Origin of the sequence: Gordonia mangrovi, assembly GCF_024734075.1 — a bacterium.
GTDB lineage: Bacteria > Actinomycetota > Actinomycetes > Mycobacteriales > Mycobacteriaceae > Gordonia > Gordonia mangrovi.
The window spans coordinates 1,191,174-1,216,707 of record NZ_CP102850.1 but is presented as its reverse complement, the minus strand read 5'-3'; the positions used below and the strand labels follow the sequence as shown (position 1 = coordinate 1,216,707).

Annotated in this window: 24 protein-coding genes; 11 read left to right on the top strand and 13 right to left on the bottom strand. The window is 69.2% G+C overall.

The genetic code is table 11. The features are described 5' to 3' along the window. The first annotated feature begins 9 nt into the window (after window positions 1-9). From NWF22_RS05620 to ccsB, 5 genes are read left to right on the top strand one after another with little or no spacing between them, the layout of a single operon-like run. Window positions 10-639, top strand: a complete 630-nt coding sequence (locus tag NWF22_RS05620; RefSeq protein WP_160900238.1) for a histidine phosphatase family protein — start codon at window positions 10-12, stop codon at window positions 637-639. 24 nt (window positions 640-663) lie between these two features. Beyond that, complete coding sequence (locus tag NWF22_RS05615; protein WP_160900239.1) at window positions 664-1,293, top strand: TlpA family protein disulfide reductase; 630 nt, start codon at window positions 664-666, stop codon at window positions 1,291-1,293. Continuing rightward, the gene (locus NWF22_RS05610; protein ID WP_258321331.1) at window positions 1,290-2,096 is read left to right on the top strand and encodes a cytochrome c biogenesis CcdA family protein; all 807 of its coding nucleotides are present in this window, start codon (window positions 1,290-1,292) and stop codon (window positions 2,094-2,096) included. Before NWF22_RS05615 ends, NWF22_RS05610 begins: the two co-directional genes overlap by 4 nt. Beyond that, entirely contained in the window at window positions 2,093-3,814 is a 1,722-nt protein-coding gene (resB, locus tag NWF22_RS05605; protein WP_160900240.1) for a cytochrome c biogenesis protein ResB, read from the top strand. The genes NWF22_RS05610 and resB overlap by 4 nt, the downstream gene beginning before the upstream one ends. 26 nt (window positions 3,815-3,840) lie before the next feature. After that, the gene (ccsB, locus tag NWF22_RS05600) at window positions 3,841-4,875 is read left to right on the top strand and encodes a c-type cytochrome biogenesis protein CcsB (protein WP_160900241.1); all 1,035 of its coding nucleotides are present in this window, start codon (window positions 3,841-3,843) and stop codon (window positions 4,873-4,875) included. Window positions 4,876-4,937: 62 nt separating this feature from the next. On the opposite strand, the gene NWF22_RS05595 is transcribed toward ccsB, so the two are convergent. The 3 genes from NWF22_RS05595 to NWF22_RS05585 form a co-directional block, all read right to left on the bottom strand. Continuing rightward, on the bottom strand, window positions 4,938-5,420 hold the full coding sequence (locus NWF22_RS05595) for a helix-turn-helix domain-containing protein (protein ID WP_160900243.1): 483 nt from the start codon (window positions 5,418-5,420) through the stop codon (window positions 4,938-4,940). A 144-nt stretch (window positions 5,421-5,564) separates the two neighbouring features. After that, window positions 5,565-5,795: a hypothetical protein gene (locus NWF22_RS05590; protein WP_160900245.1), complete on the bottom strand. Its 231-nt coding sequence runs from the start codon at window positions 5,793-5,795 to the stop codon at window positions 5,565-5,567. 57 nt (window positions 5,796-5,852) lie between these two features. Further along, window positions 5,853-6,077, bottom strand: coding sequence for a BldC family transcriptional regulator (locus tag NWF22_RS05585; protein WP_258321330.1), 225 nt, complete (start codon window positions 6,075-6,077; stop codon window positions 5,853-5,855). A gap of 204 nt (window positions 6,078-6,281) precedes the next feature. Here NWF22_RS05585 and NWF22_RS05580 point away from each other — a divergent pair, with 204 nt between their 5' ends. Beyond that, window positions 6,282-6,644, top strand: a complete 363-nt coding sequence (locus NWF22_RS05580; RefSeq protein WP_258321329.1) for a DUF4229 domain-containing protein — start codon at window positions 6,282-6,284, stop codon at window positions 6,642-6,644. A 5-nt stretch (window positions 6,645-6,649) separates the two neighbouring features. Beyond that, window positions 6,650-7,783, top strand: coding sequence for an L-cysteine desulfhydrase Cds1 (cds1, locus tag NWF22_RS05575; protein WP_160900246.1), 1,134 nt, complete (start codon window positions 6,650-6,652; stop codon window positions 7,781-7,783). 2 nt (window positions 7,784-7,785) lie between these two features. Here the strand turns inward: cds1 and NWF22_RS05570 are convergent, their stop codons facing one another. The 9 genes from NWF22_RS05570 to NWF22_RS05530 all read right to left on the bottom strand — a co-directional run bounded on the left by NWF22_RS05570 (window position 7,786) and on the right by NWF22_RS05530 (window position 19,173). Next, window positions 7,786-8,565: an alpha/beta hydrolase gene (locus tag NWF22_RS05570; protein ID WP_160900247.1), complete on the bottom strand. Its 780-nt coding sequence runs from the start codon at window positions 8,563-8,565 to the stop codon at window positions 7,786-7,788. Continuing rightward, window positions 8,565-9,488, bottom strand: a complete 924-nt coding sequence (locus NWF22_RS05565) for a glycoside hydrolase family 16 protein (protein WP_160900248.1) — start codon at window positions 9,486-9,488, stop codon at window positions 8,565-8,567. Before NWF22_RS05565 ends, NWF22_RS05570 begins: the two co-directional genes overlap by 1 nt. Continuing rightward, a complete protein-coding gene (locus NWF22_RS05560; RefSeq protein ID WP_160900249.1) occupies window positions 9,485-10,771 on the bottom strand; it encodes a hypothetical protein in 1,287 nt (428 codons plus the stop codon). Before NWF22_RS05560 ends, NWF22_RS05565 begins: the two co-directional genes overlap by 4 nt. Continuing rightward, entirely contained in the window at window positions 10,765-12,921 is a 2,157-nt protein-coding gene (locus tag NWF22_RS05555; protein ID WP_160900250.1) for a hypothetical protein, read from the bottom strand. The genes NWF22_RS05560 and NWF22_RS05555 overlap by 7 nt, the downstream gene beginning before the upstream one ends. Next, a complete protein-coding gene (locus NWF22_RS05550; protein ID WP_160900251.1) occupies window positions 12,918-14,348 on the bottom strand; it encodes a glycosyltransferase family 2 protein in 1,431 nt (476 codons plus the stop codon). The genes NWF22_RS05555 and NWF22_RS05550 overlap by 4 nt, the downstream gene beginning before the upstream one ends. Beyond that, window positions 14,335-15,681: a polysaccharide pyruvyl transferase family protein gene (locus NWF22_RS05545; protein ID WP_160900252.1), complete on the bottom strand. Its 1,347-nt coding sequence runs from the start codon at window positions 15,679-15,681 to the stop codon at window positions 14,335-14,337. The genes NWF22_RS05550 and NWF22_RS05545 overlap by 14 nt, the downstream gene beginning before the upstream one ends. Beyond that, a complete protein-coding gene (locus tag NWF22_RS05540) occupies window positions 15,678-16,982 on the bottom strand; it encodes a lipopolysaccharide biosynthesis protein (protein ID WP_160900253.1) in 1,305 nt (434 codons plus the stop codon). The genes NWF22_RS05545 and NWF22_RS05540 overlap by 4 nt, the downstream gene beginning before the upstream one ends. After that, the gene (locus tag NWF22_RS05535) at window positions 16,979-18,196 is read right to left on the bottom strand and encodes a glycosyltransferase family 4 protein (RefSeq protein ID WP_160900255.1); all 1,218 of its coding nucleotides are present in this window, start codon (window positions 18,194-18,196) and stop codon (window positions 16,979-16,981) included. The genes NWF22_RS05540 and NWF22_RS05535 overlap by 4 nt, the downstream gene beginning before the upstream one ends. 182 nt (window positions 18,197-18,378) lie before the next feature. Continuing rightward, window positions 18,379-19,173: a glycosyltransferase family 2 protein gene (locus tag NWF22_RS05530; RefSeq protein ID WP_160900256.1), complete on the bottom strand. Its 795-nt coding sequence runs from the start codon at window positions 19,171-19,173 to the stop codon at window positions 18,379-18,381. Window positions 19,174-19,382: 209 nt separating this feature from the next. On the opposite strand from NWF22_RS05530, the gene NWF22_RS05525 reads away from it, so the two are divergent. The 4 genes from NWF22_RS05525 (at window position 19,383) to NWF22_RS05510 (ending at window position 24,715) form a co-directional block, all read left to right on the top strand. Then, window positions 19,383-20,441, top strand: coding sequence for a glycosyltransferase family 2 protein (locus NWF22_RS05525; RefSeq protein ID WP_233750847.1), 1,059 nt, complete (start codon window positions 19,383-19,385; stop codon window positions 20,439-20,441). Further along, on the top strand, window positions 20,438-21,271 hold the full coding sequence (locus NWF22_RS05520; RefSeq protein WP_258321328.1) for a glycoside hydrolase family 16 protein: 834 nt from the start codon (window positions 20,438-20,440) through the stop codon (window positions 21,269-21,271). The genes NWF22_RS05525 and NWF22_RS05520 overlap by 4 nt, the downstream gene beginning before the upstream one ends. Before the next feature lie 187 nt (window positions 21,272-21,458). Then, entirely contained in the window at window positions 21,459-22,157 is a 699-nt protein-coding gene (locus NWF22_RS05515; protein ID WP_160900257.1) for an ABC transporter ATP-binding protein, read from the top strand. Window positions 22,158-22,186: 29 nt separating this feature from the next. Continuing rightward, window positions 22,187-24,715, top strand: coding sequence for an FtsX-like permease family protein (locus NWF22_RS05510; RefSeq protein ID WP_160900258.1), 2,529 nt, complete (start codon window positions 22,187-22,189; stop codon window positions 24,713-24,715). An 84-nt stretch (window positions 24,716-24,799) separates the two neighbouring features. Here the strand turns inward: NWF22_RS05510 and NWF22_RS05505 are convergent, their stop codons facing one another. Further along, window positions 24,800-25,516, bottom strand: a complete 717-nt coding sequence (locus NWF22_RS05505) for a type 1 glutamine amidotransferase (RefSeq protein WP_160900259.1) — start codon at window positions 25,514-25,516, stop codon at window positions 24,800-24,802. Window positions 25,517-25,534: the final 18 nt, after the last annotated feature.

The window sequence follows — 25,534 nt, the reverse complement described above, 5'->3', positions numbered from 1 at the left end:
GGGAGACAGATGACCAACACGATCGTCCACATGATGCGGCACGGGGAAGTCCACAACCCCGAAGGCATCCTCTACGGGCGCCTGCCCGGCTTCCGGCTGTCGGACACCGGGCGCGCCCAGGCCAACAAGGTGGCCGCCACCCTCGCCGACCACGACGTGACCGCCGTGTTCGCCTCGCCGCTGCAGCGTGCGCAGGAGACCGCCACCCCCATCGCCGGGGCGCACGGACTCGAGATCATCACCAACGACGAACTCATCGAGGCCGACAACGTCTTCGAGGGCCTGAAGGTGTCCGTCGGCGACGGCGCGCTGAGCAAACCGCGCCACTGGCCCAAGATGCGGGATCCGTTCACCCCGTCGTGGGGTGAGCCCTACATCCAGCTGGCCCACCGCATGCTGGCCGCGGCCAACAAGGCCCGCGACGCCGCGCGCGGCCACGAAGCCGTCTGCGTCAGCCACCAGCTGCCCGTCTACACGTTGCGCCGCTTCCTGGAAGGCCAGCGGCTGTGGCACGACCCGCGCCGGCGGCAGTGCTCGCTGGCGTCGCTGACCAGCCTGATCTACGAGGACGACGCGCTCGTCGACATCATCTACTCCGAGCCGGTGGGCGCCTCGGACCCGTTGGCCACCGGGGCGTGACCGGCCCGGTGCGATAGGACGAATGTGCGAAGGTTCTCTCTGCTGCTGGCGGCGCTGGCGGTCGTGATCGGTGTGGTCGGCGGCTGCAGCACCGGCGACGACGCCGTCGCGCAGGGAGACACGTTCGAGTTCGTCTCACCGGGCGGACAGATGGTGATCACCTACCCGCCTGAGCAGCGGAAACCGGTCGCCGAACTGTCGGGCCCGGACCTGATCACCGACGAGCCGCTCGCGCTCGGCGACGAACGCTTCGCCGACAAGGTCGTCGTCATCAACGTCTGGGGCTCCTGGTGCGGCCCATGCCGCGGCGAGGCCGACGACCTCGAAACCGTCTACGAGAACACCAAGGATCTCGGCGTCGAGTTCCTCGGGATCGACCTGCGCGACGACCGGCAGAGCGCCAAGGACTTCGTCGCCGACCGCAACGTCGGCTACCCGTCCATCTACGACTTCGACGGCATCACCCTCGCCGCGTTGACCACTCCCACCTCGGTGGTGCCCACCACCGTCGTACTCGACCGGCAGCACCGTCCCGCGGCGGTGTTCCTCAAGGCCGTCACCGCCGAGGAACTCGACGCGACCGTGCGCCGGATCGCCGCCGAAAGCCCCGCCGCAGCGCCGGCGTCGTCGGCGGTCGAGCAGGGTGCGCCGTGATCGACCTCGCCCCGCAGGCCGCCATCGGCGAGACCTTCGCCACCACCGTCACCTCCGGACCGTTGCTGCTGGCGCTGGCCGCCTGCGTCATCGCCGGCCTGGTCTCCTTCGCCTCCCCGTGCGTGGTGCCGCTCGTTCCCGGCTATCTGTCGTATCTGGCCGGTCTGGTCGGCGCCGAGGCGCCCGCGGTCACCGTCGGCGAACCCGCCAAGAGCGGCCGATCGCGGGTGGCGATCGCCGCCGCGCTGTTCGTCCTCGGCTTCACCGTCATCTTCGTCGCGGCCACCGCCACCGTGCTCGGCATCACCAGCACCTTCGTGGTCAATCGCGAACTTCTGCAGCGCATCGGCGGTGTGGTCACCATCCTGATGGGGCTGGTGTTCATCGGCCTGGTGCCCGCCATGCAACACGAGTTCCGGTTCGCGCCGCGCCGCATGTCCAACATCGTGGGTGCACCGTTGCTCGGCGCCGTCTTCGCACTCGGCTGGACCCCGTGCCTGGGTCCGACGTTGGCCGCGGTGATCGCCACCGCCAGCGGCACCGAGGGCGCCACCGCCGCCAAAGGGGTGGCGCTGATCGTCGCCTACTGCGCCGGCCTCGGCATCCCGTTCGTCATCCTCGCCTTCTCCTCGGCGTGGGCGCTGCGCAGCCTCGGCTGGCTGCGCAATCACGCCCGCGCCATCCAGGTGTTCGGCGGCATCATGCTGATCGCCGTCGGCATCGCCCTGGTGACCGGCGCGTGGGACCAGTTCATCGTCTGGGTGCGCGACGCCTTCATCACCGACACGGAGCTACCCGTATGACCGAGGTGACCACCGACCGCCGCGACACCGCCGACGTACCGCCGCCGCGCCGTCCGCACTGGTTCCGCCGCCGCGTGCTGTGGCCGGCGCGCAACCTGTGGCGCTCGCTGACCTCGATGCGCACCGCGCTGATCCTGCTGTTCCTGCTCGCGCTGGCCGCCATCCCCGGCGCGTTGCTGCCGCAGCGGTCGCTCAACGAACAGAAGACGCTCACCTACATCGCCGACCACGGGTGGATCGGCGAGTGGATGGACCGGCTGCAGCTGTTCGACGTCTTCTCCAGCGCCTGGTTCACCGCCATCTACGTGCTGCTGTTCGTGTCCCTGGTGGGCTGCCTGACGCCGCGGATGATCGAGCACTTCCACAGCCTGCGGGCCAAGCCGGTGGCCGCGCCGCGCAACCTCAAGCGGCTGCCGCGGCACGTCACGATCGAGGTCGACGGCGAGCCGGAGGAGATCGCCGAGCGGATATCGCGGAATCTGCGTGGGTGGCGGCGGGTGATCTCGATACGCCCCTCCGCAGGCTCCGGGGCTACTCGATCTGCGGGGGACGCGGGGGGAAGTGCCGACGTCGTCGAGGTCTCCGCCGAGAAGGGGTATCTGCGCGAGTTCGGCAACCTGGTCTTCCACTTCGCGTTGCTCGCGCTGCTGGTGTCGATCGCGCTCGGCAAACTCTACGGCTACGAGGGCACCCGCAGCCTGGTCGCCGACGGCGAGGGTCTGTGCAACACCTCGACCGCCGTCTACGACTCCTTCCGCGCCGGCAACCTCGTCGACGGCACCGACCTCGAGCCGTTCTGCTTCCGCGTCGACGACTTCGAGGCGACCTTCCTGCCCAACGGTCAGCCGGACATGTACACCGCGCAGGTCCGCTACGCCGAGGGCACGCCGAGTGCCGACGCATCGACCTGGCCCACCGCGCGCATCCGCGTCAACGAGCCGCTGCGCGTCGCCGGCGACCGCGTGTACGTGCTGGGCAACGGCTTCGCCCCGACGTTCACCGTCACCTTCCCCAACGGGGAGCAGCGCACCCAGACGGTGCCGTTCATCCCCGACGAACTGCAGACGATGATGTCGTCGGGTGCGATCCGGTTCGACACCCCCGCCGGGCTCTACCCGGACGCCGACGAGCGCCGCAACCATCAGATCGCGGTGGAAGGTCTGTTCGCGCCGACCGCCAACTTCCACGGCACCCTGCTGACGTCGGCCTCCCCGGAGCCGAACGACCCGTACGTGGCCATCCGCATCTACGAGGGCGACACCGGCCTGGACACCGGCCTGCCGCAGAACGCGTACTCGCTCGACAAGTCGCTGATCGATCAGGGTCGACTCCAACAACGCGCCCAGGTGAACCTGGGCGAGGGACAGACCCACACGCTGGCCGACGGCACGCAGGTGCGGTTCGACGGCTACCAGCGGTGGGTGTCGGTGCAGGTGTCGCATGATCCGGCCCAGATCTGGGTGCTGGTGTCGTCGATCGCGATGCTGGGCGGATTGCTCGTGTCGCTGCTGATCCGGCGGCGACGCATCTGGGCGCGCGTCGTGCCGGTCACCACGTCCGATTCCGGCGACGGAACCAAACGACGTACGGTAGTAGAGATTGCCGGCCTGGCGCGCACCGATCAGGCGGGCTGGGGCGAGGGATTCACCGAGCAGGCGCGTCGCCTGGTGATCGACCCGGACGACCCAGACGCCGGACGCGCCGCACGGCGCCTGTAGCAGTCAGCAACGAAAGGACGGGTGCCATGAATACGGGCTCGACGCAGGTCGACGAGACGCTCGCGCGCTACTCCGACCTCCTGTTCGGCACCGCCATCACGGTGTACGTGGTGGCGATGGTGCTGTTCCTGGCCGCCCTCGCCGGCGCGCGGGCACGCAAACTCGCCCCCGCCGCCCAGCTGGTGACCTCCGGCGGCGCGACGGTGGCCGTCGACGACCGCGCACCCGGCCGCATCGACGGTCCGGCCCCGCGCCGTCCCAAGGGCTCCCGGCTGGCCGCGATGGCCTATCCGGTGGTGTTCGTCGGGCTGATCGCGCACATCGCCTCGATCGTGCTGCGGGGCCTGGCCACCGACCGGGCGCCGTGGGGCAACATGTACGAGTTCATCTCGCTGACGTGTGCGGCCTGCGTGGTCGCCGGTGTGGTGGTGCTGCGCAAGCCCGAGCATCGTCCGCTGCTGTCGTTCGTGCTGCTGCCGGTCGCGTTGCTGATGTTCATCGGCGGCCGCTGGCTCTACACCCAGGCCGCGCCGGTGGTGCCGGCACTGAAGTCGTACTGGCTGGCCGTGCACGTCTCGATCATCTCGATTTCGTCGGGTGTGCTACTGGTGTCCGGTGTCGCGAGCCTGCTCTACCTGGTCAAGGTGCGGTGGGGGAGCACCGAAACCGACGCCGACGACGACGCCACCGACCCGCTGACCGGCAAGGGCCTGTTCGCCGGCACGCGCCGCATCGTCGCGCACATCCCGAACGCCGACGCGCTCGACCGGCTCGCCTACAAGTGCGTCGTCTTCGGTTTCCCGCTGTTCGGTCTGGGCGTGATCTGCGGCGCCATCTGGGCCGAGGCCGCCTGGGGCCGATTCTGGGGCTGGGACCCCAAGGAGACGGTGTCGTTCATCGCCTGGGTCATCTACGCGGCCTATCTGCATGCCCGCGCGACGGCCGGCTGGCGCAACAACGCGGCCGCGTGGATCAACGTCGCCGGGTTCGTGACGCTGCTGTTCAACCTGTTCGCCATCAACCTGGTGGTGTCCGGGCTGCACTCCTACGCCGGCCTGTGAGTTGCGCCGGCCTGTGAGTGGCGCCGGACTGTGAGTCGGCTGCCGGGTGATCGGCGGTCGGATCAGGCCGGGTTCTGGTTCTCGCCGGGCGGCGCCACGGTGTCGCCCTGTGCCTGCGCCTGGGCCTTGACCACCTTCAGCAGGTCGATCAGCACATCGATGGTGTCCGGGCAGATGGCCCGCACGTCGATCCCGGACAGATGGGTGCCGGTGGTGGCGAGCATCTCCACATACTCCCGCTGCTGGCGGACCCGCTCGAGATCCTCGTCGGGATTGGCCAGGAAATAGGTGACACTCACCTCGAAGGCCCGTGAGATGGCCTCCACGGTGCGGAACGAGGGCGTGCGCGCCTTGCCGGTCCGCAACTGGGAGATGTAGGCGTCCGACAGCGAGTAACCCAATCCGTTGGCACGTTCGGCGATCTTCTTGCCGGTGTACGGTGCGCCGTTCTCGTCCCGGGAATGCTCGAACAGATACCCCAACTTCTCGGCGAAGCTGGAGTCGTCGTCATGCGCCGGAGTTCGGCGCGCATCACCGGCTGTCACCCTCGTTTGTCCCCCGCGTCCACGTCGATACTGTCATCGCCACCGGCGCAGTCGACTGACAGCGGAGTCAACCGCACTGCGTAGTGAGACGAGATTACCCTACCTCGGGGTAGGGTTCGCGGCCGTGAGTTCCGGTACCCGCGATCAGGCGTCGTCGCCATCGGACCCGTTGGTGCCACGGGTCCGACGATCGAGGTCGCGCAGGAAATCAGGGTCGTCGTCGGGGCCTACCGGACCCGACGGCTTGGCCGGCCTCGTCGGTCGACGGGGCGCGTGGTCATCGCGCTCGTCCGACTCTCCGAGTTGAGGGCCGAAGGCACGCCACAACAGGAAAGCAATTGCTGCGATCCCGATCAAAGCAAACAGAAACGTCATGGCAACCTCCCGTAAACCAGCGTACGTGAGGTTGCGACGGAACGGGGCAGACCCTGCTCAGTGGGTGCGGCGGTTCAGCAGTTCGACGACGTCGGACTCCCGGAAACGTCGGTGTCCACCCGGGGTGCGGATCGAGCCGAGCAGGCCCGAACTGGCCCAGCGGGCGACAGTCTTCGGATTCACGTTGAACATGGCTGCCACCTGGCCTGGCGTCAGGGTGTGCTGACTGGCGAGACCGGGGGTGATGACGCCGGGGGCTCCGGCTGCGTCGGTGATCGTCACGATGTTCCTCTCTCCGCCCACAAAGGTGGCGATCTGGGATCACCTCATGGATACACGCCGGTATGCCGGGTGTTCGAACAGTCAGGAAACGGTAAAGAGAGTGCAAAACCGGCATTCCGGGCGGGCCCTGGCGTGCGAGGGGGCGCTCGGCCGATCGCATAACCCCAGTACGCTGGGTGCAGAGATCGGAAAGAAGGCTCATTCGTGACAGAACAGAACGCCTCCGGGTCCCCGGACGCAGCAGACCCCGCCGCCACCACCCAGGCCACAACCCCCACCCAGGCGACCGCCGGCAGCGTGGCGCTCGCGGTGGCGATGTACACCGTGGCCCGCCTGGCGCTCGTCGTGGCGGTCGCGGCGATCATCATGGGGGTCGGCGCGCTCGTCGGCGTCGAGGTGCCGCTGCTGGTGGCAGCCGTGTTCGGCGTGCTCATCGCGCTGCCGCTGGGACTGGTCCTGTTCAAGAAGCTGCGGCTGCGGGTCAACAGCCAGATCGCCGCCGTCGACGACGCGCGCCGAGCGCGCCACGACGACCTGCAGTCGCGTCTGCGCGGCACATCGGACTGACCCCGGTGCAGCCGACGAGGATCGTCGACCACCGTGGCGACCGGGCGTGGTCGGAGAATGCCGTCCGCCTGATCGAGGCCGACGGCCGACGCAGCGCCGACACCCATCTGCACCGGCTCGCGCTGCCCGACTGGTCGCGCTGGACCGACGACGGACGCGAGACCGGCATCGAGCTCTATCTCAAGGACGAGAGCACCCATCCGACCGGCTCTCTCAAACACCGGTTGGCGCGGTCGCTGTTCCTGTACGCGATCTGCAACGGGTGGGTCACCGAGGGCACCACGGTCATCGAGGCGTCCTCGGGGTCGACGGCGGTCAGCGAGGCCTACTTCGCCAAACTGATCGGCGTCCCGTTCATCGCGGTGATGACGTCGAGCACCTCGCCGGCCAAGACGGCCCTGATCGAACGCGAAGGCGGCCGCTGCCACTTCGTCGACCGGCCCGGCGACGTGTATTCCGAGGCGCTGCGGCTCGAGGCGGAACTCGGCGGGCACTTCATCGACCAGTTCACGATGGCCGAGCGGGCCACGGACTGGCGGGGCAACAACAACATCGCCGAATCGATCTTCGCCCAGATGTCGCAGGAGGATCACCCGATCCCGACATGGATCGTGGTGGGCGCCGGGACCGGCGGGACGTCGGCCACGCTGGGTCGTTACGTGCGGTATCGGCGCCACCCCACCTGGCTGGCGGTGGTGGATCCGCAGAACTCGGTGTTCCTACCCGCCTACGACACCGGCGACGGCTCGCTGCGCGCCGAGGTCGGCTCGCGCATCGAGGGGATCGGACGTCCGCGGGTGGAGCCGTCGTTCGTCTCACAGGTGATCGACCGGATGATCGGCGTGCCCGACAACGCCTCGATCGCCACCGCCCGGCTGTTCAGCGAACGACTCGGCCGCCTGGTGGGCGGGTCCACCGGCACCAATCTGTGGGGTGCGCTGCAGATCGTCGCCGAGATGGCCGCGCAGCGCCGCCCGGGCAGCGTGGTCACCCTGCTGTGTGATTCGGGGGACCGCTACGCCGGCACCTACTTCGACGACGACTGGCTGAACCGGCAGGGCTTCGACCTCCACGAACCGATCGCCGTCCTCGAGGAGTTCTTCGCCTCCGGTCACTGGACCGGCGCCACCACCACCTGACCTCACCGCGGGTCGTGCCGGGCGAATGCCAGCGCGGCGTCACCGCCGTAACAGCTGCCGTCCACATGGTCGCCGGCGCACACCCGCAATGCCACGGTGGCGGCCTTGCCGAAGCGGATCGCGAAGGCGCGTGCCCCGGCCGCCGACGGCACCACCGTGTCGGCCGTCGAGTAGAAGAACAGCATCCGCCGGTGCTCGTAGGCGGAAGCGGGCTCCGACAACGGGTCCGCGCGCTGGGGGACCGTGCCCTCCCACGCCTCGACGATGAAGTCGACGCCGCGCATCGTCGGCGGCAGACCGGTCAGCGGTGACACCCCGACGAGACCGTCGATGCCGGCGAACTCCGGTTCGGCGTAGAGCCGCAGGGCCGGCAGCACACCCATCGACTCGCCCGCGAAGAGCAATCTGCGGGTGCCGAATTCGGCGCGGGAGCGGTTGATCAACGTCCGGTAGGCCGACATCGCGGCGTCGTTGCCGAACGAGTTTCCGCCGGCCGACGCCGACACCACCACCCAACCGCTGCGCAGGAACGGCTCTGCGAAGTGACGGTGCTTGGGGTTGTGCGTGAATTCGGTTCCGTCGGAGTCCATCCCGTGGAACCAGACGACGATTCCGGTTGGATCGGTGTTCTCCTGGTGATAGGCGCGCATGTCGGGGCCCAGGTCGTCGGTGATGATCCCGGCGCCGAGGTCTTCGGGCGGTGGGGGGCTGTCACATCCCGCCACCACGACGGTGATGAGGACCAGCAGGCCGATGACGAATCGCTGCAGAAGTGTGCGCATCAGCCGTACATCCGCACCCAGTCGACGGACATCTCCGCGGGCAGCGCATCGGCGTCGACCGGCCCGGGCCATTCGCCGCCGGCGGCGACGTTGAGCACGAGGAAGAACGGATCGTCCATCACCCAGACCGACTGCGCCGGGATGTCATCGGGGGTCAGGGTGATGACGGTGTCGCCGTCGAGGCCGATGCGAACCAGGCCGGGCTGCCGGTACACCCAGTAGACGTGATAGGCGCCGGGCGTCGCGGCCTCCGCAGCAGGTAGCCGCCGTTGCACCTTCCACGGTGTCTTGATCGACAGGTCGGTGCGCGGCCCGATCGCGCCGACCGAGTTGTCCTGCACCGAGTTGACGTGCTCGTAGATGTCGATCTCACCCGATTCCGGGTAGCCGACGACCTCCAGCCCCGACCCGAGCATCCAGATCGCCGGATGGATGCCCTGACCTTCCGGCAGCCGTGCGCGCACCGCGAGCAGCCCGGTCGACGTGTCGAACTTGCCGAGTGTGTCGATCCGTGCCGACGTCACCCGGTCACCGTCGCGGCGGGCCACGATGCGCAGGTTGCCCGAGCCGTCCAGCGACACGTTCTGTGGCGAATCGGTGTAGGTCTGCTTCTCGTCGTTCCCCCATCCGCCGTCGCCGGTACGGATGTTCCACATCCGTGCGCTCGGCAGGGTGCCGGCGGCGCCGCTGAACTCGTCGGCGGCCACCAGTCCCAGATCGGTCTGCAGGGTCACCAGATCGTTTGACTGCAGGGAACCGTTGGCCGCCGCATCGACCCCGGCGGCGACCAGTGACGCGGTCGCCGCGAACGACCCGACGACCACCCAGATCGGCACGGGGCGTGTGCCGTTGGGTGACCGGAACAGATCACGCAGATAGCGCCCGCAGGCGTGGAGCGGACGTCGGATGAATCGAGGTGTCACGGTGCTTCTCCCAGATCGAGGACTTCGCGCGCGTCGAGTATCGCCACGGGATCGCCGGTCGCCAGTTCCAGCGCTCGCGCAACGGCGTCGGGATGGTGATACCGGGCGTCGAAGGACGCCGAGATGTCATGGCGATCACGCATCTTCGGTGTCAGCAGCGCGATACCTCGACTTCCCACGGGATCGCTGATCGCGGCGAACTCGTGCGCGTCGAACCCACCCAGCCAGCCGCCGTCGGGCATGGCGTCCAGACCCAGCAGATGGCTGAACGACAGCGTCGTCCCCGCCCCGATCGCCACCGGTTCGTCGCCGCGCCCGTCCGGTCCGCCCAGTCGGCGCCGCATCTCCGCCGCCCACTCGCCGGCGGAGATGGCCAGCATCGCGGCCAGTGGCCGACCCGACGTCATCGCCGACGACAACTCGTGTTGCAGCGCAGCCGGATCGTGCGGTGCAGCGAACGGGAGGTTCAGGCCCACCGCGACATTCCCGAGGTGCTCGGCCAGCGACCGGTCGTAACGGCCGACGTCGACGACGACATGCGCCACCGGGTCGAGGTCGAATCCCGCCGCGACGAACGCCCGTGTCAGCGCGGCCATCAGCAGCACCGCCACCGAACATCCGGGTGCGTTGGCACGGCGCCACTCCTGCAGCGCGGCGAGCTCACCGACACCGAGGTACGCGGTCACCGTACTCGGCTCGGGTGGGCCGGCCGCCGCCGCGATGTCGGACCCTGTGGCGGCGGGTATCTTGTTGTGCGCCTCGGCGATCAGCTCCGGCACGCTGCGCGGACGCCGCAGGAGGTGTCGGGTCAGCGCCCAGAGCAGGTGCGGTCGCTCGGCCGGCGCCATCGCCCAGTCGGGTGTAGGCCGAGATGCGCACTGCGACAGATACACCCAGAGCCGGACGACCAGGCCGCCGCCGAAGACGGCATGGGATAGATCGGTGATCAGGTGATCGCCCGCCAGGTACAGTCGCACGCCGTCGGGAGTGGGGGTGCGACGTCGCAGCAGGATCAGCTTGTCCACGAGGTCGAGGTGATCGGTGCCCGGAAAGTCCTCGGACCAGCACCGCACGGACTCGTCGAGACGGTCCGGTTCGTAGCGCCACCGCCGGCGATCGGACGCCGGCCCGCGACGCAACCCGAGTCGGTTACCCGTCGACAGCGCGGCCAGCCGCACGACGTCGGCAGCGAGTTCGTCGCGAGACGGTAGCTGCAGCGGTCCCATCCCGACGATGACCCGCGCATCGCCGGCGGCGCGATCCAACAGAGTCGGCTTCACCATGGCTCGCTCTCGGTCGGGACGTGTTCATAGCGGAAGACGATCGTGTCCGGGTCGGATCGGTCGCGACGCCAGTTCGGTTCCTCATCGAGGCGTTCGACCAGCGACTCGATCGCGCCGGACCGGAAGTACCCGAAGTAGTCGCTGTAGATTGACATCTGGCGTGGCAGGACCATGTAGAAACCGCCGCCGGCGAACCGGCCCAGGTTGTTGAGGAAGTCGATGTCCTCGTCGGTGGGGAATCCGCGCGACAGCGAGTTCCGCAGGAACACCAGCGGACGGTCGTAGCCCGGATTGGCCTCGGCTATCCGTACGTAGTCGCCGCTCGGCCGCTCCGGCCAACCGGCCGGTGCCATGCGGACAATCACGGTGGACGGTTCCGCCTCGGCCAACATCTGCTGACTCAGTGTCACCTGTGATCTGGTGATCACGTTGTAGGCCCACCCGCTGTAGTAGCCGTGGAAAGCACCGACGGCCACCACGCCGATCGCGCCCGTCACCAGCACGGTCCGCAATCTCGGCCGGCGCTTCGCTGTGTCCGGGTCGCCACCACCGGGCAGCACCTCGGCGAGTGCGGCGCCCACCAGGATGCTGCAGCCGACGAGCGAGTAGAGAAAGACCCGGAAGATGGCCTCGCCTCCGTAGCTCTGTCCGGCGAGCAGCAGGATCGGTGAGAAGGCCACCACCGGCAGTGCCCAATCGGGGTTGCCGCGCCGCCAGAGGTACACGAAAGCGGCTGCGGCGCTGAACCACACGGCGAACGCGACGCCGCGGTCGACAGCCTCGGTGACCGATCGCGCAACCGAGTCACCTGTGGCGCCACCGATATTGGTCTTGGCGTTGTCCAACGGATTCGAACCCGTGAACAGGCCGTACTTCATCACCGACGACAGCCGCGGGAGGATGTAGGCCAACCACACGCCGCCACACGCCGCGATCAGCCAGATCGGGCGGACCCGGTTGAGCAGGGTCAGCAGTCCGCCGCAGCCGAGCACCCACACCGGCGTCAGTTGGTGGCCCACCGCGATCACGCCCATCAGTGGGATGGCGAAATAGGCTGCTGCGGTCTGCGTCCGGGAGCCGGCGAACAGTGCGATCACCGTCACCGCGAGCACCAGCGCGACCGATTGCGGCGCGTAGTAGTCCTGGCCCACCCAGTTGACGAGTTCGGCGCACATCACCGCGATGAGTCCGGCGCGCACCGACAGGCCCAGTGCGCGGGCCAGGCCCCAGATCGCGGCGGCCAGCAGGACATGCATGACCGGAGCGAACCAGTGCGCGACATCCACCGGATCGGTCCCACTGGCCGCGCTGAACCAGGCGGCACCGGCGAAGAACCCCGGCCAGCGAGTGTAGATGTCGACGAACGACGGTGGTAGGGAACCGGTGTCGCCGACGAAGTCGACGAGTCCGATGTGTTTGTAGGTCCACGCGTAGATGGGGACCTCGGTCAGCAGCGACACCGGGAAGCGGATGATGACGATCGTGGCCGCGATCGCCGACGTCGCGACGAGGGTGTCGTCGGTGATCACACACCACACGAACACGATGACCGTACCCACCAGCGCGGTCGCCATCACCAGCCCGCCCGGGGTGAACATCAGTCCGAACAGCCCCACGTCGGCCCCCGACGCCAACACCAGCCCGACCGCCCACAGCGCCAGCAGGCCCGTCAGCGCCCGAAACCGCGTCGACGACCAGAGCCGGCGCACTCGGCGGCGGGGGCGTGCCAGCCGCCACCGGCGGCGCAGCTCCGTTCGTGTCCTCGCCGGAGCGCGCCGGCGAAGTCCCCATCCGCCGGAGAGCAGGCAGACGGTTGCCAATGCGAGTGTGACGGCCGTCGGCGAGTACCTGCCCAGCCACAGCAGGCCGGTCGCCACTCCGATCGGAGCAGCCAGACCCAGCGCGGGGAACAGGGCGAGACGAAGGTGGCTCGGAAGCCGCAGCGGCCAGGTGAGCGCGGTACCCAGGCCGCCGATGAGCATGGGCGCCACCAACAACAGCCGCAGCATCGCCGGCAGCGGGATGAGGGACAGCACAGCCGCAGCACCTGACGCCGCGGCGATCGGCGGACCCAGCGGGATGGGTGTACGCGGCCGCACCGGCATCGTCGACGGGACGTCGACGATGCCGTCGGGCTGGGCGGGGGTCACTGTGACGATGATGTGCTCCCTGGTGAGCCGACGGCCGCGACAATCGGCGGCAGCGCTGCGAAGGACCGGAACGGTGCGGCCTTACGGCCCTGAGCGCGTGCGGTGAGCAGTGCGCGGGGCCCGGCCATCAGGCCGGTGATCTCCTCGCGGCCCGCACCGGCCACGGTCCGGTGCACCTGCACGGGTCCGGTGGCGGCTGTGCCGACCGGCCTCGATCGTGCGCCGACCGACACGACGAGATGCCGCAACGCCGATCCGGAGCGCGACCACGCCAATGGCGCCAGCTGCCGATCCATCGCCACCTTGGTGAGCCACGCACCCAGACCGAGGCCGTAGCCGTGGGCCTGCGACAACAGGGCGCCGTCGTCGGTCCGGTGCTGATGCCAGGTGATGGCGTCTGGTTCGAACACCAGCGTGTACCCGCCGACGAGGGTGCGCACGAACCAGTCGATGTCCTCGCCTCCCTTGGTCGGTGACCCGGCGCCCAGCGCCTCGTCGAATCCGCCGAGCTCGAAGGCGGTGGCACGTCGGACCGCGAAGTTGGCGCCGGTGCCGTAGTCGGCCACCCGGAACGGGAACAGTGCGCCATGCACCCCGCCGTCGGCGATGGCGTAGGTGCGTCGCGAGATGCTCGACGACCAGCCGACGCGCTGCTCGAACACCACCTGTGCAGTGGTGTGCAACTGGGCCGCCGGCACCAGGCCGGTCACGCAGCCCACGGCAGGGTCGGCGAACGGCCGGCTCAGACATCGCAGCCAATGCCGGTCGACGATCACGTCGTCGTCGGTGAACGCGACGACACCGTGGCGGGCCTCTTCGAGACCACGATTGCGGGCCGCTGCCAACCCCGGCACGGACGCGTTCACCACCCGGAGTCGCGGGTCGTGGTGGGCGTCGACGTAGCGCCAGGTGTCCAGCGACGACGCGGCGTTGTCGACGATGACGACCTCGAACTCCGGATAGTCCATCGCCAGCAGTGAATCGACCACCCGGGTGAGCTCGCGGGTGCGGTCGCGGGTGCAGACGACCACCGATACCGGCGGCGCGGCGGCAGCGGCGGGTGCCGGTGGCGCGGCCGGCAGTCGCGCGGCCTCCCGCGTGACCTCGCGGCCGAGTACAGTGCCGGACTCCACGCCGACGTCGATGAAGCCGCGCACCGCCGTGCCGTCGCGCACCAGCAGCCGCGCCCGGGTGTGGTGGTGCGGCTCGCGCAGCAGCACCGTGTCGGCGAAGCGGTCTCCGGCCTGGATCTCGCCCACCCATCGGGCTCCGATATCGAGCGGGTCGGCATCGAGCGGACCCGTGTCGCGCGGTCGGGTACCGGCCGCGTCGACGCGGCTGCTCTCCGCGTTGCTCAGGATCGGGATGAGCTCGGTGATCTCGATGCCGGCGGGTTCGGCCGGCCTGTCCTCGTCATGTGTGTGCATCGTGTGCATCCCCTGTCTCGCGCGTGTCATGGGTGTCGGAGGTCGTGTCGGGTCGCGCCGGATGTAGCCAATCGGCCGCCCGGCTGGTGAGCCTGGTGCGGTGACGGCGGCTGATCGCGGCGAGGCGACCCCGCGTGTCGGGGTCGCCCACCCGTGGTGCCAGCGCGTCGACCAGACGCCCGGCGGTGATGTCGGTGAAGTCGGCCACACAGTCGGCGAGGCCCGCCGAGGTCATCACGCCGGTCGATTTGGCGGAGAAGTAGCCGATCGCGAATGTCGGTGTGCCCGAGAGCAGAGCGAGTACGGCCGCGTGCAGACGCACCGCGATCATCGCGCCGGCGAGACCGTACAGGGCCGCGAGTTCATCGGGCCCGAGATCGTCGTCGAGGTAGTGCACCGGCACCCCGGCCTCGCGTAGCAGGCCGGTCAGTGTCCGCGAGATCGGCCGGTCGTCCTCGATGTCGGTGGGCCCCAGGGTGTGTGCCACCACCAGGACCTGGTCGATGAGGCCCCGATCGCGTAAGAGCTGCGCCGAGACGACCAGTTCGCGGCACACCCGCAGGTCGTCCGCCGGGCCGAGCGACGGGTGTGCGCGCATCGCGATCACCGCGGTCCGACGCATCGGGACGTCGAGTCCGTCGACGACCGATGAGACGCGCTCGGACATCGTCGGTTCGATCGCGTAGGCCATGTCGGGGGCCAACTCCGGGCCGGGTAGGGCGAGATCGGCGGCGACCTTCAGCGATGCCTGGTCTCGGACGATGGTCGCGGTCGCCGACGACAGCATGCGGCGGGCCATCGCGGCGGTCGTGCGCCGCGTCGGCGGGAACGGTCCCAGGGTGTGTCCGAGCAGCACGGTCGGAATGTCCATGAGCGCAGCCGTCCGCAGCGGAATGGTCAGCGTGAACAGGCGGGCCATGCTCACCAGCGGGTTCACCGACGCGTCGCTGTACAGGTTGGATCCGCCGACGCCGACGACCAGGTCGGCGTCGGCGAACAACTCCGCGAAGCCACGATGCGGTCGCCCGGTGGCGATCGCGGCGGCCGGCCCGGTCAAGCGGGCCAGCCAGATCGGCACGTCGACCAGCGGTGTGGCGCTGCGCTTCCCACGCAACTCGGTGGGCGCCGGCATCGGTCGGATCCGGGACCGCGGATGTGCCCGGGCCACGTGCCGGGTCCCGACGATCGTCGGCTCGGTCCCCTCGGTGAGACCCACGACGGTGACATCGGCGTCCGGCCGGGCCTGCTCGACGAGCCTCAGAACGCCGCTGGTGATCGCCGAATCGCCCTTGTTGTCGTCGTGCCAGGCGTTGACCAGCACCACATGTGTCATCGGACGGCCTCCACTGTCTGTGAGCCGATGGCGGGCCTCGGGTGGGTGGCCCGGCGCGTCCACAACCTGTGGCAGCCAACCGCCCCCAGCAGCGCCGAGCCGACGGCCAGCCCGCCGGCCGCACCGATCGCGCCCCATCGGGCGGTGAGGCCCACCAGGATCGGCACCGACAGCGCACTGGTCGTGAGATTGGTGATCAGCAGGGTGCGGGTGGCCAACGTGGCCCGCAGCACCGCCGCCCAGGTCACGAAGGCCACCCGCGCGGCCGAGCCCACGCACAGCAGTGCCAGCGTCACCCAGAGGATGGTGGTGTCGTAGTCGCGCCCGAAGAATGTGAACAGGATCGGCGCCACCGCCACCAGCAGCACGACACCGGCCGTCAGCACCGCGGTCTGGGTGACCCGCCAGATCCGGGTGACGGTGGCATCCGGATCGGCCGCGGTGGGTAGGTGTTTCGTCAGCGCGGTCGCGGTGCCGATGGACAGGTAGTCCAGACCCTGCGAGATCGGCAGCATCAGGGCGAGCATGGCGCCCTCCACCGGCCCGGCCAGCCAGGTGACCAGAAACGGCGCGCCGAGCAACGGTCCCATCGAGATCAGACCGGCCGTACCGTCGCGCACCGCGAAGCCGATCAGCTGACGCCGGCCGTGGTCGCGGAGGACATCGTCGGCGGGCACTTCGCGATCGATCACCCGGCGGACGAGGACGGCGGCCACCACACAGGTCAGCACCGACGCGCTGAGCGTCGCGGCGACCGCGGCGTGCGCGACCGCACCCCACAGCAGCAGCGGTACCAACGCGATCTTGACGATCGCGCCGGCCATGTTGAGCGCCGGAAGCCGTCGGGCCACCGACAGCGCGGTCAGCACGGTGTCCTTGAATGCGAAGAACGCCATGATGATCGAGCCGGCGGCAACCACTGCGAGGACGGTCGCCGGCGACACGTGCTGATCGATGGTGAACGCGCCCAACGTGCCCGCGACCCCACCGGCCAGGGCCGAGCCGACCAGGACCACCAGTGCCGCCTGGCGGAGCAGCCGTGCGCGTTTGGGGGCCGGCGTCGCCGGGATCATCGCGGTCATGGCGTTACCCGCCCCGGAGGCCGCGACCGTACCGGCCATGGTCATCAGGGAGAGCAATGCGGTCTGCACGCCCAGTTCGTGCGGCGGGATCATCCGGGCGACGACCGTCCAGAACGCGATCCCGGTCACCGCGGTCAGCACCGATGTGGTGATCAGTGCCACCGAGTCGACGGCGATCGAGCCGGGCATCATGGTGCGAACACGCAGTGCGACACTCATGGCGCACCGACGCGGGCGCGGGTGGCCGGCGAGCACACCGCGCGCAGCACCTGGGCGTTCGCGGTGGCCTGGGCACCGAGCCGATGACGGTGCAGCACATGGGCGCGTGCCGCCGCGCCCAAGTCGCGGCGCAGGGGTGCCGACCCGAATACGCGACGGGCGGCCCGGACGAGTCCGTCGACGTCGCGTGGCGCGACCACATAGCCGGTCTCGCCGTCGCGCACCGACTCTCGCACGCCGGCCGCCTCGTAGGCCGCGACCGGGACGCCCGCGGACTGGGCTTCGATCACCCCGAGCGGCATACCCTCGATGAGGCCGGTGTGCAGATACAGGTCGGCAGCACCCAGCAGCCGCGGGATGTCGTCGCGGGCCCCGAGGAACCGGATCCGGCCGGGCGGCAACGCTGCGGCCCGTTCCCGGACCCGGCGTTCGTAGTCGCCGTGGCCCGAGGTGGTACCGGCGACCAGCACGGTGACCGATTCGTCGCAGGCGGAGGCGAGGTCGACGAGGTCCTCGATGTGCTTGCTCGGGTCGATCCGGGTGGCGGCCAGCGCCACTCGCTGACTCTCGGTGATGCCCAGTTCGCGGCGCACCTCACGTCGGGCCTCGTCGTCGGGCGGGGTGAACACCGAGGTGTCCACCCCGTTCGGGATCACCGAGACACGCCCCCGTACGCCCGCGCCGACGGTGTCGGCGACCGACTCGCTGACCGCGATGGTGTGTCCGGCGCCGGCCACCGCCAGATCCCGCAGCCGCCGCCCCAATCCCGGGACCGACGTCTCGTGCAGGGTGAGCACCGTCGGCACCCGCCAGATACGTGCTGCCACAGCGGCATCGACGTGGGTCCAGTGGGAGTTGGCCAGCACCAGGTCGTAGCCGCCCCGGATCGCCGCGCGGGCGATCAGGCGCGGTACCGCCAGTGAACGGCCCAGCTCTGTGGCCAATCGCGGTGCACTGATGCGTGATTCATCGCGGATCGACCGCGACACGGGCAGCGCCAGCGGGATCGCCGGGAGGTCGTGCGAGTGCCAGTGCTCGTATTGCTCGAGCTCCGGCGGGCAGGCCAGGGTCAGGTCGACGCCGTCGGTTGCCAGCAGCGGGCGCAGGCGCAGCAGGTACTGCTGCGCGCCCCACAGCCCCGGGCCCTGGTCGAGGACCAGGACCCGCAGGGCGGTGTGCTTGCGAGCGTGCGGCGCCGTGGTCGTGTACGCCACGGCAGGTACTCCTAGGTGAGTGTGGTGTCAGCGCAAAGATTTTCGGTGCAGGCGAACGTTAATGCACTCGAATCTTGAGTGCATGTCGGTTCCGGTGCAGGCGAATTCCGGCGCATGAGATGTCCGCGCGCGAGATGTCCGGGCGCGAGATGTTCGGGCGCGAGATTTCGGTGCGGCGCGGGTCAGCTCGCCGATGCGCCGAGGCCGGGTGCGGCGAGGCCGCCGTGCACCGGTGCGTGGATCACTTCGGCGGCCGCGCGCGAATGTGCCGAGCGTTCGTCGAAGATCGTTCGCAGCACGCGTATCCCGTCGGTGACGGCGTTGAGGTTGCTCTCCCCGTGGATGCGGTCGCGTTCGTAGCTGGCCACTTCCACGATGTGCAGGCCGGCCTGCGCGACGCGGATGTTCATCAGCGTCTCCACCTCGAATCCGTCACCCCACTGCGGCTCGCTCAATGCCGGGCTGGGCAGGCCGATGGTCGGTAGGCAGTGCCGCCAGAACGCGTTGTAGCCGTAGCACAGATCGGTGAACCGGGCGCCGTAGAGCCGGTTGACGATACCGTTGAGTCCCTGGTTCCCGAGCCTGCGCAACCGGGTGATGTCGGAACTCCCACCTCGATAGGTGAACCGCGATCCCTTGGCGAAATCAGCTCCTTCGCACAGTGATTGGACGAAGAAGGGAATCTCTCCGGCATCGGTGGAGCCGTCGGCGTCGATCATCACGATGATCTGTCCGCGGGCCGCCGCGAATCCGCATGCGAGAGCGTTGCCCTTGCCGTTGCGTGTCTGGGTGATGATGCGTGCGCGTGGCCACAGCGACCGGGCCACGTCGATGGTGTCATCTGTCGAGTGGCCGTCGACGACGATGATCTCGGCGATTCCGTCGGGCATACGACGCGCGACGTGCGGGAGGTTCTTGGCCTCGTTCCGCGTGGGAATCACCACGGTGACATCAGGATGTTGAATCCGCATTCTCATTTCCCCCGAAAAATGAATGACGGCGATGGATGCAGGGCGGCTTCTTTGCCCCACGGTGACAATCGTGGCCCCAACCGGCCGCAACCGCAAGGGGCCGAGGGCGTTATTGCGTTAACCCTTGGTGAACGCGCTCGTTCTGGTTGTGATAGCGCCCACTTCGGTCCATCGGATGTTGCGCGGCCGCGCGTCGCGGGGGCCATACTCGGATCATGGAATCGGGGGCCATGGGAAGCGACGACATCACCGTCGTCATCTGCGCGTACACACATCGTCGCTGGAACGATCTGTGTTCGTCCATCACATCCGTTGTCACACAAGCTCCGCCGCCGTTCGAGCTTCTCGTGGTGACCGACCACAACGATGAACTCGGCGACGACGTGGTGGACTTCGTGGCCCGGACCACGCCGACGGTGCCGGTGCGGGTGCTGCGCAACACCGGACCGCAGGGACTCTCGGGGGCGCGCAACACCGGGGTGGCGGCCGCACGCACCGCGGTCGTCGCGTTCCTCGACGACGATGCGACCGCCGACGACGGCTGGGTGCAGACGATGGTGGCCGGCTACACCGATGGGCGGGTGCGGGGCGTGGGTGGCCACGCGCGCGCACGGTGGCCCGGCGGGCGGCGTCCGGGGTGGTTCCCGGCGGAGTTCGACTGGGTGGTCGGCTGCAGCTATCCCGGGCAGCCGACGGTGTGTGAACCCGTACGGAACTTCATCGGCGCCAACATGTCACTGCGTCGCGACGACATCATCGCCGCCGGCGGTTTCCACACCGGTCTCGGCCGGGTGGGGCGGATTCCGCTGGGCTGTGAGGAGACCGAACTGTGTATCCGGATCACCCGATCGAGTGCCGGAGCGCGACTCGTCTTCGATCCGGCGATGGCCGTCGCGCACCGCGTGACCGAGGACCGCACCTCGCCGCGCTACTACCTCCGCAGATGCTACGCCGAAGGCGTCTCGAAAGCTGCGGTGTCCGGATTGGTCGGTGCCGCAGACGGACTCGCCAGCGAGCGGACATACACCGCGGTGGTGCTGCCCCGCGGCATCGCCTCCCGGATCGGCGGCCTGGTGGGGCTGGTTCCGGCCACCGCTGCGGCGCGGTCCCGGGCGGAGATGGCGACCCAGTCCGCGATGATCGTGGCGGGCGCACTGGTGACCGCCGCAGGCTATGCCCGCGCGCGGCTGTCGGGAGCGACGGTGCCCGAGCGCGCCGACAGTCAGATCCCGATCGCGGTTGCGCAGCCGGCACTGCGGAAGAGCGGCACGTGAGCCGCCGCCACGGGCTCGTTCGGGGACTGGTGATCCCGACGCTGCTGGCGCTGGCGGCCGTGGGGTCGGTGCCCGGTGGATCGGCACAGGCGACGGTGGTTGCGTCCGAGGACTTCACCGGCCCGGCCGGTGTCGCACCGGACCCGTCGGTCTGGACCCACGACGTCGGTGGCGGCGGCTGGGGTAACGGCGAACGGCAGGTGTACACCTCGTCGACCCGTAATGCCCGGCTCGACGGTCGCGGCCATCTGGTGATCGAGGCACACCGCGAGGGCGGCCGCATCACCTCGGCACGGCTCACCACCCGCGGCCGGTATGCCTTTCGGTGGGGGACGGTCGCCGCCCGGATCAAGGTGCCGATCGGTACCGGCCTGCACCCGGCATTCTGGCTTCTCGGCGCAGATCTCGGAACGGTCGGCTATCCCGAGTCCGGGGAGATCGACATCATGGAATTCGTCAATGCCGGAACCTCCTGGCATACCGCGCTACACGGGCCCACGCACGGCGGCACCCATTGGCAGGTGACCCGGTCCGGACCGTTCTGGGGTTTGGCGGGTGCGCGTTTCCACACCTATGCCGTTCATCGCGTGCCCGGGCTGATCGTCATGTCGATCGACGATCGGGTGGTGAGCACCTACACCCCGGCCATGTTGCCGCCGAATGCGCGATGGGTCTTCGACAAGCCGATGAATGTGCTGTTGAACCTCGCTGTCGGTGGTCGCTGGCCCGGACCCGTCGCGCCGTCCACCACATTTCCCGCGCGGATGCTCGTCGACTGGGTGCGGTTCATCCCGGACACCGAAACGGGCGGATCGATGTCGGCGACTTAGTGGTGCTGTTCGTAAGTTCGTCCGGGGTTTTCGGTGGAGCGATGGGCGACTGGCAAGGCGGTGGAGGGAGCGATGACAGCGTCATCGTGACCGACGACAACGCAGCCAGTCGTTCATCGAACGCCGAAGACACCCGACGAACTTACGGACAGGACCACTAAGGTCGACCTCACTGGGTTGGGCTACCATGCGGTCTGTGAGCTCTGTCGCGGATGAACCGCTGGTCAAGGCCGTCAATCTGGTGCGGGAGTACCAGATGGGAGACCAGCGGGTGCGGGCCCTCGACGGGCTGGACCTGACCCTCGACGGCGGTCAGTTCGCGTCGATCGTCGGCCCATCGGGCGCCGGCAAGAGCACACTGCTGCACGTACTCGGTGCGCTGGACACCCCGACGTCGGGCACCATCACCGTCGACGGTACCGATCTCGGCTCGCTGGACGACGCCGCCGCCTCGGCGTTTCGGCGCCACCGCGTCGGCTTCGTCTTCCAGTTCTTCAATCTCGTGCCGACCATGTCCGCGTGGGAGAACGTCGCCCTGCCGCGGTTGCTCGACAGTCAGTCCCTGCGCAAGGCCAAGCCGCGCGCCATCGAGCTGCTCGAGCGGGTCGGCCTGGGCGCGCGTGTCGATCACCGCCCGTCCGAACTGTCCGGCGGACAGATGCAGCGTGTCGCCATCGCGCGGTCGCTGATCATGGACCCGACCATCCTGCTGGCCGACGAGCCCACCGGCAACCTGGACTCCAAGACCGGCGACGCGGTGCTGCAGCTGTTGTCCGAGGTCGCCCACGACACCCCGAACCGACTGGTGGTGATGGTGACCCACGACGCGCATGCCGCCGACGTCGCCGACACCACCGTCACGGTCCGGGACGGGAAGACCGCGTGAGACGGTCCTCCACGCGCACAATCCGTCCGGTGCGGTCGGTGGTGTCCGGGCTGTCGCGGATCCGGGTGCTGAACCTGCGGGAGATCCGGACACATCGGCTGCGGGTGGTCACCTCACTGCTGGTGGTCGTGGTGGCGTCGGCGCTGCTGATCTCGGTGCTCGGGCTCTATGGTTCGCTGACCGAATCGGTGCGGCAGGTCAACGCCGCCATCAGCGGCAGCGCCCAGGTCGAGGTCGCCGCCATCGCCGACTCCGGCGTCGACGACGACCTCGCCGCCGAGATCCGCCGTGCCGTCCCGGAGGCGAAATCCGTGGTGCCACTGGTCCGTAACTCGGTGGTCATCGACGACCGCAACGTCGCTCTGCTCGGTTCGGATTTCCGGGTGACCGCGCTGTCCGGGGACCTGCGGGAGGCGGCGGCGCAGCAGCAGTCCGGCGGCGTCGACGAGGGCGACCTCGCGGACGGGATCGTCGCCGGATCGGGTACCGGGCTCACCGAGGGTGAGCGCCTCACCATCAATGATGTTGACGTCCAGGTGATCTCGGTGATCGACGGCGACGCTGCCGACGCGCTCAACCGCGGCAACTTCATCTTCGCCTACCTCGGTCTCGCGCAACGGCTCGCCGCCCAGGAGGGCAAGGTCGACTCGATCCTGATCGTCGCCGAGCCGGGCACCGACATCGCTGCGCTCAAGGAATCGGTGGCCTCGGTGGTCGACGGCCGGGCCGTGGTGGTGGACCCCGACTTCCGCGCCGAGCAGGTCGAGACGGCGAGCTCGGTGACTCGTGACGCGACCCTGCTGGTCTCGCTGATCTCGCTGGTCATCGCCGGCTTCCTGGTGTTCAACACGATGAACATGGCGGTGGCGTCGCGGCGGCAGTCGTTGGCGATGATGCGGGCGCTCGGGGCGCGCCGCAGTCACCTCGTCGGCGATCTGCTCGGCGAGTCGGCGTTGTTCGGGTTGGTCGGCGGTGCCCTCGGGGTGCCGATCGGCATCCTCGCCGGCCGCTGGGCGATCGGCCGGATCCCGGAGGCCAACACGGATCAGATGGCGACCGCGGTGAGCTATCACCTGCCCGTCTACGCGCCGGTCATCGCCATCGGTGCGTGTGTCCTCGCCTGCGTCGCGGCGACGACGCTCGCGGCCCGCTCGGTGTTCGCCGTGTCGCCGGTGGAGGCGATGGTCGCCGGCGAGGTCGCCGACGGCACCGGCAAGAACGGCCGCAGCGTGTGGATCGCCGGGATCGTGGGTGTCGTGCTGCTGGTGGCGTCGTGGTTCGTGGCGACCGGCGTACCGGGTCGTCCGGCCATCCTGGCCGGTGCGGTGTTCGCCGTCGGCGCCCTGCTGCTCTGCTACGCGCTCACGGTGCCGCTGGTCGAGTTGGTGGTGGGGTTGTCGCGGCGCCTGCGCGGTCCCGGACAGCTCGCGGCGGTCAACACCGAACGCGCGCCGCGCCGGGCCTGGGCGACGCTGATGACGGTGGCGGTGGCCGTTGCGGTCGGTATGGGCACCTCCGGGGCGCTCGACAACCTGGTCAGCTCCATCTCCGGTTCGCTCGACGGCCTGGCCGATCCGGACTTCTACGTGTCCACCGACAGCTCGGGCCTGCCGATCGGACCCGCGTTACCCGACGAACTCGCCGGGGCGGTCGCGCAGGTCCCCGGCGTGACGCAGGTGGTGGGCTCGCAGTGGGCGTCGATCAACGTCGACGAAGCCAAGATCTACGTCCAGGGGCTGGAGCCGAATTCGTTGGCGCCCTTCGTGAAGAAGGCCGACCCCGAGGCCCTGCAACAGGTGATCGCCGGCGACGGGATGCTGATGTCCACCATCCTGGCCCGCACCCTCGACGTCGCGGAGGGCGACACGCTGCAGATGGCCACGCCCAGTGGCTATCGGAACATCGTGATCCGGGACCTCGTCAACTACATCTCGATGGGGTCGGGGACCGCGGCGATGAGCAATGCGGTGCTGTCGGAGTGGTTCGACCGACCGGGCGCCACCTACCTGCAGGTGTCCACCGACCCGGCCGCCGACCCAGACGAGATCCGCCGCGAACTCGAGGCGGTGACCGCCGAGTATCCGACCAGCCTGGGGAAACCGGCCGACGTGGAGTCGGGTGCGGAATCGCTCGAGAACGCGCAGGCCCAGGCCGAGCAGGCGGGGGCATTCACCGTCGCCATCCAGTGGATCGTCGCGCTCGCCGCCGCGGTCGCCCTGCTGAACACGCTGCTGCTGTCGGTGATCGAACGTCGCCGTGAGCTCGGCGTGCTGCGGGCGATGGGGGCGTCGCGACGCTTCGTCTCCCGGATGGTGGTCGCCGAGGCCGCCGGCGTCGCCTTGATCGGATCCCTGACCGGCCTGATACTCGGTGGGGCACTGCACTTCTTGTCCGACAAGATCCTGTGGGCCACCACCTCGATCGACATCCAGTACTCGCCGCGCCCCACCACGCTGATCTTCGTCGCCGTCGCCTGCGGTTTATGCATCGTCGGCGCACTGATCCCGGCCATGCGCGCCTCCCGCATGAACATCAGCGAGTCGATCCTCAACGAATAGCCGCCCCCACCCGCTGGCCGCATCTGACTGCTGGTCGAGTAGCAGCGAACGTAGTGAGTCGCGTATCGAGACCCCGACCGCCGCTCAGGCGCCCGCCACACCCACATCCAACCCGGCATGCGCCAGGAACCGCTCGAACAGCCGATCACAATCGGCGGCCGCGGCGTCGGTGCGTTCCGCGATCGACGCCGCCAGCGCCACGAGATCGACGTCATGGTCGGACATGTCGGATTTCGGGCCGGAGAATCCGTCCTTCCAGGCGACAAAGCACTCCGGGCTGATCTCGGGATGGAACTGCACCCCGAGATGCGGGCCGCTCACGAAGGCCTGCACCCCCGCCGCGTTGTGGGCGATCACCTCGACGTCGTCGGGCACGGTGATGGTGTCGTAGTGGTACTGCATCCACGGGCCGTCGGCCACCAGGTCCGGCCGCGTCGTCGCGACCGGAACGAAACCGTGCTCCGGCCGACTGCTCACCGCGACCGTTCCGCCCAGCGCGCTGGCCAGGATCTGACCCCCGAAGCAGATGCCGTAGATGGGCACCCCGGCGGCGATGGCCTCGCGCAGGTACTCGCGCTCCCGGTCGATCCACGGCAACGACTCGTCGTGCACCGAATCGGCCGAGCCGGTCACCACCAGCAGATCCACGTCGCTCGGCGTGGGAAACGGCTCGTCCTCGTCGGCCGCCACGATGTCCACGTCGAAGCCGCGCCGTTCCATCGCCGGCAGCAGCGACCCGACGATCGCGCGGCGGTAGTCCGGCAGGACGTTGTGGACCAGCGTCAATGCTCGCAACCCCATGCCGCGGAGCCTACCCGC